The organism is Mycobacterium appelbergii (assembly GCF_032883035.1).
In the GTDB taxonomy this organism is placed as follows: domain Bacteria; phylum Actinomycetota; class Actinomycetes; order Mycobacteriales; family Mycobacteriaceae; genus Mycobacterium; species Mycobacterium appelbergii.
In genome coordinates this window covers 123,806-137,336 of sequence record NZ_JAMQTH010000019.1, presented here as the reverse complement: position 1 = coordinate 137,336, position 13,531 = coordinate 123,806, and the positions used below count along the sequence as shown (strand labels likewise).

The 13,531-nt window shown below is 67.7% G+C and carries 12 protein-coding genes; 8 read left to right on the top strand and 4 right to left on the bottom strand.

Annotation, left to right across the window (positions count from 1 at the left end):
* Positions 1-4: 4 nt before the first annotated feature.
* Genes M1247_RS32850 through M1247_RS32820 form a run of 7 tightly spaced genes read left to right on the top strand, consistent with a single transcriptional unit; the run spans position 5 to position 7,004 of the window.
* A complete protein-coding gene (locus tag M1247_RS32850) occupies positions 5-1,579 on the top strand; it encodes a tripartite tricarboxylate transporter permease (protein ID WP_317160616.1) in 1,575 nt (524 codons plus the stop codon).
* A complete protein-coding gene (locus M1247_RS32845; protein WP_317160615.1) occupies positions 1,579-2,079 on the top strand; it encodes an AbrB family transcriptional regulator in 501 nt (166 codons plus the stop codon). The genes M1247_RS32850 and M1247_RS32845 overlap by 1 nt, the downstream gene beginning before the upstream one ends.
* Positions 2,076-3,239: a CaiB/BaiF CoA transferase family protein gene (locus M1247_RS32840; RefSeq protein WP_317160614.1), complete on the top strand. Its 1,164-nt coding sequence runs from the start codon at positions 2,076-2,078 to the stop codon at positions 3,237-3,239. The genes M1247_RS32845 and M1247_RS32840 overlap by 4 nt, the downstream gene beginning before the upstream one ends.
* A complete protein-coding gene (lhgO, locus tag M1247_RS32835; RefSeq protein WP_317160613.1) occupies positions 3,236-4,447 on the top strand; it encodes an L-2-hydroxyglutarate dehydrogenase in 1,212 nt (403 codons plus the stop codon). Before M1247_RS32840 ends, lhgO begins: the two co-directional genes overlap by 4 nt.
* Positions 4,444-5,325, top strand: a complete 882-nt coding sequence (locus M1247_RS32830) for a dihydrodipicolinate synthase family protein (RefSeq protein ID WP_317160612.1) — start codon at positions 4,444-4,446, stop codon at positions 5,323-5,325. The genes lhgO and M1247_RS32830 overlap by 4 nt, the downstream gene beginning before the upstream one ends.
* Positions 5,326-5,340: 15 nt before the next feature.
* Positions 5,341-6,129, top strand: a complete 789-nt coding sequence (locus M1247_RS32825; RefSeq protein WP_317160611.1) for an SDR family oxidoreductase — start codon at positions 5,341-5,343, stop codon at positions 6,127-6,129.
* A gap of 29 nt (positions 6,130-6,158) precedes the next feature.
* Positions 6,159-7,004: a fumarylacetoacetate hydrolase family protein gene (locus M1247_RS32820; protein WP_317160610.1), complete on the top strand. Its 846-nt coding sequence runs from the start codon at positions 6,159-6,161 to the stop codon at positions 7,002-7,004.
* A gap of 2 nt (positions 7,005-7,006) precedes the next feature.
* Here M1247_RS32820 and pheT read toward each other — a convergent pair whose 3' ends face one another.
* Genes pheT through M1247_RS32800 form a run of 4 tightly spaced genes read right to left on the bottom strand, consistent with a single transcriptional unit; the run spans position 7,007 to position 12,319 of the window.
* Positions 7,007-9,487 carry a phenylalanine--tRNA ligase subunit beta gene (gene pheT / locus M1247_RS32815; protein ID WP_317160609.1) on the bottom strand — a complete coding sequence of 827 codons (2,481 nt, stop codon included), beginning with the start codon at positions 9,485-9,487 and terminating at the stop codon, positions 7,007-7,009.
* Positions 9,487-10,524: a phenylalanine--tRNA ligase subunit alpha gene (pheS, locus tag M1247_RS32810; RefSeq protein ID WP_317160664.1), complete on the bottom strand. Its 1,038-nt coding sequence runs from the start codon at positions 10,522-10,524 to the stop codon at positions 9,487-9,489. The genes pheT and pheS overlap by 1 nt, the downstream gene beginning before the upstream one ends.
* Positions 10,521-11,423 carry a rhomboid-like protein gene (locus M1247_RS32805; RefSeq protein WP_317160608.1) on the bottom strand — a complete coding sequence of 301 codons (903 nt, stop codon included), beginning with the start codon at positions 11,421-11,423 and terminating at the stop codon, positions 10,521-10,523. Before M1247_RS32805 ends, pheS begins: the two co-directional genes overlap by 4 nt.
* A gap of 8 nt (positions 11,424-11,431) precedes the next feature.
* Entirely contained in the window at positions 11,432-12,319 is an 888-nt protein-coding gene (locus tag M1247_RS32800; RefSeq protein WP_410506982.1) for an adenylate/guanylate cyclase domain-containing protein, read from the bottom strand.
* 169 nt (positions 12,320-12,488) lie between these two features.
* Here M1247_RS32800 and M1247_RS32795 point away from each other — a divergent pair, with 169 nt between their 5' ends.
* Positions 12,489-13,526: an oxygenase MpaB family protein gene (locus M1247_RS32795; protein WP_317160607.1), complete on the top strand. Its 1,038-nt coding sequence runs from the start codon at positions 12,489-12,491 to the stop codon at positions 13,524-13,526.
* Positions 13,527-13,531: the final 5 nt, after the last annotated feature.

Here is a 13,531-nt window from a genome sequence, read left to right as displayed (position 1 = left end):
CATCATGACGCAACTGTTGGACGGCATCGCCACCATACTCACGATGCAGAACCTCCTGCTCCTCATGGGCGGAGTGATGATCGGCATGATCGTCGGGGTCATCCCCGGCGTTGGCCCGTCAGCCGGCCTGGCGATCCTGTTGCCGCTGACATTCGGACTCGACCCCACGGGTGCGATCGTGATGCTGGCAGCCGTCTATTACGGCTCCATGTACGGCGGCACCATCACCTCGGTACTCATCAACACCCCGGGCGAATCGGCCACGGTGGCAAGCACGTTCGACGGCTACCCGCTCGCAAAGCAGGGCCGGGCCGGGCCCGCGCTCGTGATGGCGGCGCTCGCCTCGTTCGTCGCGGGCACCATCGGGGCGATCCTGCTGACCTTCGCCGCGCCGATCACCGCCGACTTCGCCAAGACGTTCGGTCCGCCGGAGTACTTCCTGATCGTCATCGCCGGACTGCTCACGGTCATCGTGATCCTGCGCGGCAACAAGCTGCTCGGCGCCTTGTCGGCATTGATCGGCTTCGCGATCGGCACCGTCGGAATCGACATCGGCGGCGGTGAACAGCGCTACACATTCGGGTCGGTCGACCTCATCAACGGTGTCGACTTCATCCCCGTCGCGATCGGACTGTTCGCGGTCGGCGAAGTACTGCACACCCTGTGGCAGGGTGGACATCTCGAGAAGCTGGACTTTTTCGGGGTATCGGCGCGCCAGCGCGGATTCTGGCCGACCCGCCAGGACTACCGCGAATCCATCGGTCCCTCACTGCGCGGCTCGTTCCTCGGGTTCGGTGTCGGCGTCACCCCCGGCGCGGGCGCGACGATCGCCTCGCTGATGGCCTACAACGTCGAGAAATCGATCTCCCGTACGCCCCAGAAATTCGGTAAGGGCGCGCTGCCCGGACTCGTCGGCCCCGAGGCCGCCAACAACGCGGCCTCCTCGGGCGCGATGGTGCCGCTGCTCACGTTGGGTATCCCCGGCGGCGGTGCGACCGCAGTGCTGCTGGGTGGCTTCTTGATGTGGGGCCTTCAGCCGGGACCGTTGCTCATGCAGCAGAACCCCGAGTTCGCCTGGGGTCTCATCGCCAGCATGTTCCTGGGCAACGTGATGCTGTTGCTGGTCAACGTCTTCTGCATCCCCGGCTTCGCCAGCATCGCGCGGGTGCCGTTCCGGATCCTCGGCCCGATCGTCATCGTGCTGTGTGTCCTGGGTACCTTCGCCGTCAACAAGAGCCTGCTCGACGTCCAGATCATGCTCGCGTGCGGGGTGCTCGGTTTCTTCATGCGCCAATACGGTCTCTCCCCCGCCGCGCTGGTCATCGCACTCGTCCTGGGACCACTGGCAGAAGAATCGTTGCGCCAGACCATGGTGATCTCCCACGGCAGCCTCGACGTCTTCCTGCAGCGCGGCACCTCGCTCGCCATCCTGTGCTTCATCGTATTCCTCTTCGCGATCCCGTTCATCAAGGATCCACTGCGACGGGCCGGCCAGAGTGCGCTGCAATTGGTTTCGACCCGCACCCGGGGAGCCAGAGCCGAGGACGTGCGTGACGACAACGATCGCGAGCAGGTGTGATGAACCTCAGCACCCTGTTACTCACCGCCCTCGCGGCAGTGGCCGGTGCCGCGGTCGCCACGCTGCTGCACCTGCCCGCCGCACCGCTGCTGGGGGCGATGGTCGGTGTGGCGCTGCTGAACATCCTGAGCACCTCCGCCTTCGAGATCCCGGCCGCAGGCAAGTGGATCGTCTACGTGTGCGTCGGCTGGCTGCTGGGCACCGGCGTCACCCACGAGACGTTGACCCAGTTGCGGGCCGCGGTCGTGCCTATCGTGGTGACGGTGGTGGCTTTCCTGGTATTCGGATTGGTTGCGGCACTGCTGTTGTGGAAATTCACATCGTTCGACTCGACAACCGCGCTCCTGGCCACCGCTCCCGGCGGCATCGCCCAGATGGGCGCACTGTCCGCCGGTGCGGGCGCCAATGTTCCGATCGTGCTGACCGTGCACGTGCTGCGGATCACCTCGGTGATCGTGCTCATGTCGGTCGGCCTGAAAATGATGGGAGGCCGCGGATGACCAAGCGTCGACCGCTTGCCGATATCCGCGTCGTCGACCTCAGCCGGGCGCTGGCCGGCCCGTACGCGACGATGATGATGGCCGATGCCGGAGCCGAGGTGATCAAGGTGGAGCCGCCTGGCGGCGATGACAGCCGCGGCTGGCTGCCCTACGTCGAACGCAACGGCCACCGGGAGTCCGCGTACTACATGAGCACCAACCGGAACAAGCAATCTGTGGTGCTGGACCTCAAGGCAGCCGCAGACGTCGACCGGTTGCGGTGGCTCGTCGCGCAGGCCGACGTGGTCGTCGAGAACTACCGCCCCGGTGTCCTGGACCGGTTGGGGCTTGGCCTGGAGCACCTACGTGAGCTCAACCCGCGGCTGGTCACGTTGTCCATCACCGGATTCGGCAAGGGCGGCCCCGACGGCGAACGGCCCGGCTTCGATCAGATCGTGCAGGCCGAGGGCGGCCTCATGTCGCTGACCGGCAGGCCCGGCGGGCCACCGCAACGAGTGGGCCTTCCGATCGCCGACATCCTCGCCGGCCTGTTCGGCGCGTTCGGCGTGATGACCGCGCTGCGGGCTCGTGAACGCACCGGCGTCGGACAACACGTCGAAACCTCCCTGCTCGCCGCCGTCGTCGGGGTGCACGTCTTCCACGGCGTCGGCTGGCTGGCCGCCGGTGTCGAACCGGTGCTCACCGGTAACCGACATCCGTCGATCGCGCCGTACGGCGTATTCGGCTGCGCCGACGCCGATATCGTGATCGCTGTCGGGTCGGAAGCGTTGTGGCGCAAGTTCGCTCCGATCGTGGGGCTCGACGCCGACCGGGCCGACATCGCCACCAATATCGAGCGGGTCGGTCGGGCCGATGAGCTGCAGAAGGAGATCGACACGCTGCTCGCGGAGCGATCTGCCGATGAAGTGCTGGCAGCCTTGGGCGCGGCCGGCGTGCCCGCAGGGCGGATCCGTACGGTGCCGGAAGTCTATGACTGGGAACAGGTTCGTGCCTCGATGGTGACGACGTTGCCACATCCCACGCTGGGCGAGGTTGACGTTCCCGCGTCACCGCTGCGCCTGTCCGAGCAGGACGAACCGCGCGGCGAGGCGCCGCCTGCTCTCGGAGCGGATCAGGATGTGGTGTTCGCCGATTACGCCCCTGCCGGCGGTGGCCGATGACCCGACGGATCGCGGTGATCGGTGGCGGAATTGTCGGGGTGGCCGTGGCACGGGAACTCCTGCAACGTGAACCCGACGCCGAGGTGACGGTGTTCGAGAAGGAGGATCGGCTCGCCGCACATCAGACCGGCCGCAACAGCGGGGTCGTGCACGCCGGGCTGTACTACCAGCCGGGTTCGGCGAAGGCGTTGTTGTGCAGGCGCGGCGTCGGCCTGTTGGAGGACTACTGCGCGCAACGCGCAATCCCCCGGATCGCGTGCGGCAAGGTGCTTGTCGCCCTCGACGAGGCCGAACGCGCCCGCCTCGGCGAGATCGAGAACCGCGCCCGCGCCAACGGGGTACCGGGGATCCGCCTCATCGGGGCCGGCGAACTGCGCGAACTCGAGCCGCACGTGCGCGGTATCGCGGCATTGCATTCACCGTCGACGTCAATCGTCGATTTCGCCGAGGTGACCCAGGCGCTGGCCGGTGATGCCGTGGGCGCCGGGGCGAAGATCCTGCTGGGCCATGAGGTCATCGGGATGCGTACCACGACCGCCGAGGTCGTGATCACCGTGCGAACCGGGGGCAGCAGCACCACGACGGCTGCCTTCGACCAGGCGATCGCGTGCGGCGGTCTGCAGAGTGACCGGTTAGCCGAGATGGCAGGCGACGGACCCGATCCGGTGATCATGCCGTTCCGCGGCGAGTACTACGCCCTCAAACCTGAGCGTCGGGATCTGGTCAACGGCCTGGTATACCCGGTGCCCGATCCGCGCTACCCGTTCCTGGGCGTGCACGTCACCCCCCGGGTCGACGGCGAAGTGCTGATCGGTCCGAACGCTGTCCTGGCTCTCGCGCGGGAGGGCTACAGCTGGAAGAACATCTCCGTTTCGGACCTGCTCGGCGTGGCCCGTACGCCCGCATTCTGGCGGTTCGCGCGCCAACACTGGCGTACCGGTATCACGGAGATGTACGGCTCGCTGAGCAAACGGCGGTTTGTCGCGGCCGCGCGGGCCTACGTGCCGGAACTCGACGACGACGACGTGGTGGCAGGTAACGCCGGGATCCGGGCACAGGCGCTGGACGCCGACGGTGGACTCGTCGACGATTTCCGGATCAGCATGCGCCACCGGATCGTGGTGCTGCGCAATGCGCCCTCCCCGGCAGCCACCTCCGCGCTCGCGATCGCAGAACATGTCGTCGCCACGATCGCAGACGAAACGTGAACGACATTCTCGGCCAGGGCCTTTGGGGAGTACTGGCCACCCCGTTCGATGAGCACCTCGACCTCGACCTCGACTCGCTGCGCAATGAGGTGACGTCGTTCGCCGGCGACGGTTGCGACGGTCTTGTCGCGCTCGGCGTGTTCGGTGAGGCGGCATCGTTGCGGCCGCACGAGGCTGACGCGGTGGCGGCGACTGTCGCGGCGTCGACTGACCTGCCCTACGTACTCGGGCTCTCCGAACGCGAACCGGACGCCGTGGTGGCGCAGGCACAGCGCCTGCTCGCCGCGGTGCCGCGCCTCCCGGCAGCGTTGATGGCCCAGATCGGTGATGTGGATCCGGCCGTGGCCGCCGAGTCCCTGGGCCGTCTGCACGCGGCGACCGGAATCGGCGTCCTCGTCCAGGACTACCCCGTCGCATCCGGCGTCCGCGTCACCGATGAGCAGGTCATGGCGCTCATGGGTGCCTGTCCCTTCGCGGCCGGGGTGAAGTCCGAGACACCACCCACCTCGTCAGCGATCGCGTCCCTGGCTCCCCACCTCGACGTGCCGGTGTTCGGTGGCCTCGGTGGTGTCGGGTTGCTCGACGAGTTGGCCGCCGGTTCGGCGGGGGCGATGACGGGTTTCAGCCACCCGGCGGCGCTGGCCGCGGTGCTGCAGGCCTACCGCGACGGCGGATTTCGGGCCGCACGGGCGGTCTGGGCGCCGTGGCTGCCCCTGGCCAATTTCGAGGGGCAGGCGCGCATCGGACTGGCCATCCGCAAGGAGATACTGAGTCGGCGCGGGGTGATCGGGTCCGGCCGGGTCCGGCCGCCCGCACTGCCACTACCCGATTCGATGGTGCCACTGTTGGATCAGCACCTCGCGACCATTCCCGTCTGAAGGAGACAACAACCCATGGATCTCGGAATCGCCGGACGCACCGCACTCGTGCTCGGGGCCAGCGGTGGACTGGGTGGCGCGATCGCCGTGCGACTCGCCCAGGAGGGCGCCAACGTCGCCGTCGCGGGCCGGTCGGCCGAAGCACTCGATGTCGCCGGACGCCACATAAAGCAGGCGGGCACGACGGCGCTGCCGCTGATATGGGACCTCGGTGACCCGGACGGGATGGAGCCCAGCGTCGCCGAGGTGGAACGGACCCTCGGTCCCGTCGACATCCTGGTCAACAACACCGGCGGACCACCACCGACTCCGGTCGCCGGGCAGGACGGCGCCACCTGGCGCGACAGCTTCGAGAAGATGGTGCTGGCCGTGATCGCACTCACCGACCGCGTCGTGCCCGGTATGCGCGAACGTGGTTGGGGCCGCATCCTCACCTCGACGTCTTCAGGTGCGCTCAGCCCGATCCCGAACCTCGGGCTGTCGAACACCCTCCGCGCGAGCCTGCACGCCTGGTCGAAAACCCTGGCCGACGAAGTCGGCCGTGACGGAGTCACGAGCAACGTGATCGTGCCCGGCCGGATCGCCACCGACCGCACCCGCTTCCTCGACGAGCGACGGGCCGAGCGCGAACACCGCAGCGTCGATGAGGTCGCGCGTGCCAGCGCCGCCACGATGGCGCTGGGCCGCTACGGCACGCCCGACGAATACGCCGATGCCGCGGCATTCCTGTGCAGCGACCGGGCCTCCTATATCACCGGCACCGTGCTGCGGGTCGACGGTGGCCTGATCCGCAGCGTCGTCTGACCCGAACCTTCTACCCGACAAGGAGTTCCATGCGTCTTCGTACTGTTGAACTGGACGGCCGAGCGATCGCGTGCGTCGCGCTGGCGGACGGCCGGCTCGCCCGGGTCGACAAGGTGATGCCCGGTGCGCCTACCGCGCTGATGGCGCTGCTGGAGGCCGACGGGCTCCGCGCGCTCGATACCGCGGTCACGGCAGGAGTCGCCGACGATGCGTGCGTGCCGTCCGACGCGCCGATACTCGCACCGTGGACACGTCCGCGCAAGATCCTCGGGATCGGCTTGAACTACGGCGCCCACGCAGGCGATCTCGGTGAACAGGCACCGCGAACCACGCCGGCATCGTTCATCAAGGGCGACCACACCGTCGTCGGCCCCGGTGAACCGATCGTGGTACCGCAGCGCATCGGCAAGGTCACCTCAGAGGCCGAACTGGGCCTGGTGATCGGAAAGCCTTGCTATCAGGTGAATGTCGAGGATGCCATGTCCTACGTCGCCGGTGTGGTGGCAGTGCTCGACCAGACCGCCGAGAGTGTGCTCCTGGAAAATCCGCGTTATCTGACCCGCGTCAAGAATTACCCGGGCTTCTTCGCCTTCGGTCCGGACCTCATCACCCTCGACGAGGTGCTCACGCACGGACCGCTGGACGACCTACGGGTGGCCACCATCCACAACGGCGCGGTGCACCGCAAGGACACCGTGGCCGGGATGACGTTCTCCCCTGCCGAACTGCTGAGCTTCCACAGCCAGGTGATGCCGTTTTATCCGGGCGACATCCTCTCGACCGGCACGCCTGGGGCGGTCGGCATCGAACCGGGTGACATCGTCAGCTGCGAACTGGGTGACGGGCTGGCCACGCTGACCAATCCCGTGAGCTGACGCTAGCCCCGCTGCACGGCCCCGACCCGGTCGGCCGCCGCCGCCACGGCAGCCGCACGCGCCGCGCTGGCCTCGTCCTCGGTCAGCGTCCGGTCGACGGCGCGGAACCGCAGCGCCAGGGTGAGCGACTTGCGCCCCTCGCCGATCTGCGGACCGGTGTACACGTCGAACAGCCGGACATCCTCGAGCAGTTCACCGGCGCCGTCACGCACCGCGTCGATGACGCTCTGCGCCGCGGTGTCGGCATCGACGATCACGCTGACGTCCTGGAACACCGCGGGGAACGGTGACACCGACGGCGCAGGCAGCGCCTCGACAATCGGTAACGCATCGAGGTCCAGTTCGACCGCGCAGGTGCCCTTCGGCAGCCCGGTGCGCTCGATGACGGCCGGATGCAACTGCCCGGCATGACCCACCACCGTCCCGCCGAGCAACACCTCAGCGCACCGACCCGGGTGCCAGGGCAGCTGCTGTGCGGCACGCAGAGTCAGGTCGACACCGGCCGCACGAGCGATCACCCGTACCGCCTCGAACGCATCGGCGGCTTCCACCGAACGCCCCGGTCCCCATGGACCCGCGGGCTCCCGCAGCCCCGCCAGCACCGCACCGACGTGCTGGGGTTGCCGCGGCAGCGACGCATCCAGCATGGCGATCTCGTCGGCGGTGGGGCGCCGGTCGGTCGGGATGCGCTCGACCGCGCGAGTCTGCTCCGTCGGCTCCACCACCTGTGCGATGGCGAACAACGCGACGTCAACAGTGCCGCGGGAAACATTGCGCGCCATGGCTTCCAACAACCCGGGCAGCAACGTGCTGGCCAACTGCGGCCGGTCGGCCTCCAGCGGGTTGAGCACAGAGGTGACGCGTCGACGTTCATCGTCGGCGTCCAGTCCCCAGGTGTCGAACACCCCGGCAGGCAGGAACGGACTGGGCAGTATCTCCACAAATCCCGCGAGCGCCAGGGACTTTCCGATGGCGCGGCGCCGCTTCTGGACACCCGAGAGCCCGCGCCCGGCCGGTGCCGTCGGGAGCACCGAGGGAATGATCTCCAAGCCCTCCAGCCGCAGCACTTCCTCGACCAGGTCTGCGGGCTGGCGAATGTCGGGACGCCAGCTCGGCGGGGTCACGGTCAACGGGTCCTGACCCGTCACGACGGCGCCGATCTGGGTCAGCCGGCGGGCTGTGGTGCCTGGGGCATACTCGACACCCGCGATGCGGTCCGGCAGGTCGACCGCAATCTCGATCGGGGGCTGGCTCCACTCGGTACGGTCGTCCGCGCGCCAATCGGTGAGCTTCGGTTGCACTGTGCCACCGGCGATTTCGGCCAGCAACGTCGCGCAGCGATCCAGCGCGGCCACCGAGATCGCGGGGTCGACCGAACGTTCGTAGCGGCGGCCGGCCTCGCTGGCCAGGTGTAGACGCCGCTGGGTCCGCGACACCGCGGCCGGATCCCAGACCGCGGCCTCCAGCAGCACATCGGTGGTGCTCTCGCGTACCTCGGTGGTGCCCGCACCCATCACGCCACCGATCGCGGCGGTCGCGACCTCGTCGACGATGAGCACGTCGCCCGAGTTGAGCGTGCGCTCCACATCGTCGAGGGTGACCACGGTTTCCCCGTCGCGGGCGAACCGCACATCGAAGCCGCCGGTGATCAGGCTGCTGTCGTGCGCGTGCATCGGGTGACCGAGCTCGAGCATGACGTAATTGGTCACGTCGACGGCAGGCGAAATGGCGCGGATACCGCTCAGCAGCAGTCGGCGCTGCATCCACCACGGCGACACCGCGACCGGGTCGATCCCGGTGACCGGGCGCAGCCCGAACCGCTGCACCCCGGTGCCGGGTTGCACGGTCAGCGGCCAGGCCTCTCCCTCGGCGGGCAGCGGCGCGACGTCAGCCGGATCGACATAGTCGAGGTCATAGGCACACGCGATCTCGCGGGCCAGCCCGCGCACCGACAGGCAGTAGCCGCGGTCCGGGGTGATCGCCAGGTGGAACACGACGTCGTCCAGCCCCAGCACCTCGGCTGCCGCCGCACCCGGTTCGGCAGTGCCCGGCGGCAACACCAGAATGCCGGAATGGTCGACGCCGAGGTTCATCTCGGCCGACGAGCAGATCATGCCGTCCGACACCCGACCGTAGGTCTTACGTGCGGCGATGGTGAAGTCCCCAGGCAGCACCGTTCCGGGCAGGGCCGCCACCACCAGGTCACCGACCGCGAAGTTGGTTGCCCCGCAGACGATGTCGCGATGTTCGGGCTCGCCGACGTCGACTTTGCAGGCTCGGATGGGCTTCTTGAACTCGGTGAGTTCCTCGATCTCGACGACCCGACCCACGGTGAGCGGCCCGCTCACCGGTCCGATCGGGATGATCTCCTCGACCTCATGGCCGATTCGGATGAAGGTCTGCTCGAGCTCGTCAGCGGACGCCTCCCAGTCCGGCACACCGGCCCGGACGATTTCGCGCAGCCAGGTGTAGGGAATACGCATCAGGCGCCGACTCCGAAGGGCAGGGAGAAGCGGACGTCGCCCTCGACCATGTCACGCATATCAGGAATCCCGTTGCGGAACTGCAGGGTTCGCTCCAATCCCATACCGAAGGCAAATCCGGAGTAGATCTCCGGGTCGATTCCACAGGCCCGCAAGACATTCGGGTTGACCATGCCGCAGCCTCCCCATTCGACCCAGCCGGGGCCGCCCTTCTTGTCGGGGAACCAGATGTCCACCTCGGCCGACGGCTCGGTGAACGGAAAGAAGTGGGGCCGGAACCGGGTACGTCCCTCGGGGCCGAACTGTGCGCGTGCGAACGCGTCCAGGGTGCCCCGCAGATGCGCCATGGTCAGGCCCTTGTCCACCGCCAGGCCCTCGACCTGGTGGAACACCGGGGTGTGGGTGGAGTCGAGTTCGTCGGTGCGGAAGGTACGCCCGATCGAGATGATGTAGACGGGCAGCTCGCGCTCGAGCAGCGCCCGGATCTGCACCGGTGAGGTGTGGGTGCGCAGCACCTGGCGGGATCCGACCTGGGCGGGCGAAGCGTCGGGAGAGGACACCGGAGCGATCTGGAAGGTGTCCTGCTCGCTGCGGGCGGGATGGTCGGGCGGAAAGTTCAGTGCGTCGAAGTTGAACTGCTCGGTCTCGACCTCGGGCCCTTCGGCCAGCTCCCAGCCCATTGCCACGAACGTGTCGGCCACGTTCTCGGCCAAGATCGTGATCGGGTGCCGCGCGCCGAGTGGTTGCCGCGTCGAGGGCAGTGTGACGTCGATCCGTTCGGATACCAGCACCGCGGCGTCACGCTCGGCGCGGAGCACGGCCAGGCGCTCGTCATAGGCGCGCTGGGCGTCGGAGCGGGCAACGTTGACGCGCTTGCCTGCGTCGGCCCGCTCGGCCTTGGGAAGCGACGCCAATGCCTGGCGGGCCAGCGCGATCGTGGCCCGGTCACCGAGATGCTCGGTCCGCGCGTGCGCCAGCGCATCAAGGTCACCGGCCAGTTCAAAAGCATGCCGGGCCGCACTGACGGCTTTTGTCAGGGCTTCTTCGGAGAGATCACTGGGCTGCTCAGCGCCCGTCTGTCCTCCTCGCGTGCGGGCGCCTGTTTCTCCTCGCGTGCGGGCACCTGTTTCTCCTCGCGTGCGAACCACCCGGCGATCATAAGCGATGGGTTGGTCGCGCTTCGAATCCGTTTACCAGCGGCGACCCCGGCCACTGCGCCGAGTGCGCCCACGCCGAGCATGACGGGCATCATGGGACCACTGCCGGCGAACAGCATGAGCCCGAACAGTGCCGCCACGGCCAGCAGCGCCACGTATCCGCGGGGCAGGCGATCGGGGCGGTTCAGGCGAGTCGACACCACCATGCCCAGCAGCAGCGCGATGAGGTGTCCGGTGGCCGTGAAGTCACGGCTCAGCGCGGCCGCGGTCAACCCGGCCGCCAACCACCACCCGACCCAGGCCGGGAGCCGACGCAGTGGGATCGCGGCGGTGAGCGCACCCAGTACGGCCGCCGCGCCGTAACTCATGCCGACGTCGATGTCGCGACCGACCGAGGCCGGCACCCATCCGAGCTTCACTTCGACGGCCAGGCCCGCCGCGACCAACAGGGTCGCACCGATATGGCCGACGGTGAATGTCAGCACCAGCGGTCGGCTGCGCCACAGCAGTTCGGCGAGCGCCAGCAGACACACCAGGCCGGGCAGCCACGCGTACACACCGTCCGACTCGGTGACGAACGCACTTGCCAACAGCGTGCCGAAGTGCCCGTGTCGCAAGTTGTGCAGGTTGGTACTGGCCGCGGCGGCGATCCGATCGGAGACCGACGGGTCCAGCCTCGACAGCGCGGTGGTGACCGCCGTCAGGACGGCGGCGTAGCACAGCGTGACCCGGATGCGGGCCACGCTGATCAGCACTGCCGAAACACCACGTGGGAGCACTGTGCCAACTATCCGCTCGACATACCCTCGTCGCGCGGTTGCACGCCTGGCAACTGACTGAGAGTTTTCACCCGGTACATCACCAGATCGTCCGGCACACCTTCGGGTTTGGTGGAGAACACCTGTCGCCGTTGCCTTTTGGCAATCGCCCCCAGCGCTGCCAGCTCATCGTCACCGATGCGTTCCAGCGTGGTGTGCGACACCATCAGGCCGCCCCTGGTGGCGCGTTCCATCACCCGCGCGGTGATGTTGACGTCGACCCCGAGCCAGTCCGACCCGATCCGCTGTGGACGGCCGGTGTGCATACCGACCCGCATCCGGGGCGTATATCCGTCCATGTCAATTGATTTCACCGCGGTGAGTGCGGTGATGACAGCACCGATCGCGGTAACCGGGTCGGCGAAGACCGCCATCGTCCCGTCACCCATGCGTTTGACGATGTGGCCGCCCGCCTCCAACAACGGCGGCTCGAACACCTGGGCCACCCGTCGGAGCAGCCGCAGGGTGGCCTCGTCACCCACCCGGAGCGACCACGAGGAGAATCCCACGAGGTCGGTGAAGACCAGCGTCACCTCGGGGTTGGCCGGGGTCCCGGAGACCCGTTCGGTCAGCGCCTGCCATACCTGCAATGCGCCGAGGCTCACCTCGCGCGATGCCGCGTAACGGTCGAGTAGCCGGTCGGCCACTCGCGCGGCCGCACGCGGGCCGCCCTCACCTGCCGCGGAGAGCGGATCGCCGAAGTCGGGATCGCCGGGTAGTGCGCGACGCATGCGCCTGACCATGGCAATCACCGCAGGGCTGTGGTTGGTTCGATACAGCCACCCGAGCGGTCCGGGCAGGCCCTGGTCGATTTGCTCTGAGGGGCCGGATCGTTCATCGAACGATTCGCCATCCACCGCGCAAGAGTATCGCTACACGCCCGGTCACACCTGTGCGGCAGGGTGATTGCCGCCCGGTAACACCTGTCAAGAGTGCGGCGCGCGCTGATAGACAACGTATGTTGTCACTACTATCGTGGAACTCAGACCGTGAGGTTTGCAGTCATTCAATGTCGATGGAGACGCGATGACCACGAGATCGGCGACCACCGCAGTCCGGGATCCGTTGGGCCCGGACTCCCTGACCTGGAAATACTTCGGCGATCTTCGTACCGGAATGCTCGGCGTCTGGATCGGCGCGATCCAGAATATGTATCCAGAACTGGGCGCGGGCGTCGAGGAGCACTCGGTTTTGCTGCGGGAGCCGTTGCAACGGGTGGCACGGTCGGTGTACCCGATCATGGGGGTGGTCTATGACGGCGACCGGGCCGCGGAGACCGGCGCCCAGATCAAGGGCTTCCACAACACGATCAAGGGTGTCGACAGCCAGGGCAGGCGCTACCACGCGTTGAACCCCGAGACCTTCTACTGGGCGCACGCGACCTTCTTCATGCTCATCATCAAGACGGCCGAGTACTTCTGCGGCGGCCTCACCGAGGCCGAAAAGCGCCAACTTTTCGACGAACACGTGCAGTGGTACCGGATGTACGGCATGAGCATGCGCCCGGTTCCCGCGACCTGGGAGGAATTCCAGGAGTACTGGGATGCGAAGTGCCGCGACGAACTGGAGATCAATCGCGCCACGCTCGACATCTTCACCATCCGCATACCCAAGCCCTGGTTCGTGCTGATGCCGACACCGATCTGGGATCAGCTGTTCAAACCGCTCGTGGGTGCGCAGCGCTGGATTGCCGCGGGCCTCTTCGACCCGGCGGTACGCGAAAAAGCCGGAATGCATTGGACACCCGGCGACGAGGTGTTGCTGCGGATCTTCGGGAAAATGGTCGAACTGGCCTTCGTCGCGGTACCCGATGAGATCCGGCTGCATCCCCGGGCACTGTCGGCCTACCGCCGCGCCTCCGGCCGGCTGCCTGCCGACGCACCACTGGTCGAGGCACCCGGATTCATGGCTCCCCCGCGCGACCGGCGCGGCCTGCCCATGCACTACCTGCCGAGGCGTAAGACGCTGCTGGACCGGGCGGGCGCGTTGGTGCACACCACGTTCTCGCTGCCTGCCCTGCGGCCGGCTCGACGGCCGGCACAACGCGCCGAGCCCGCGGCCTAGGCTGT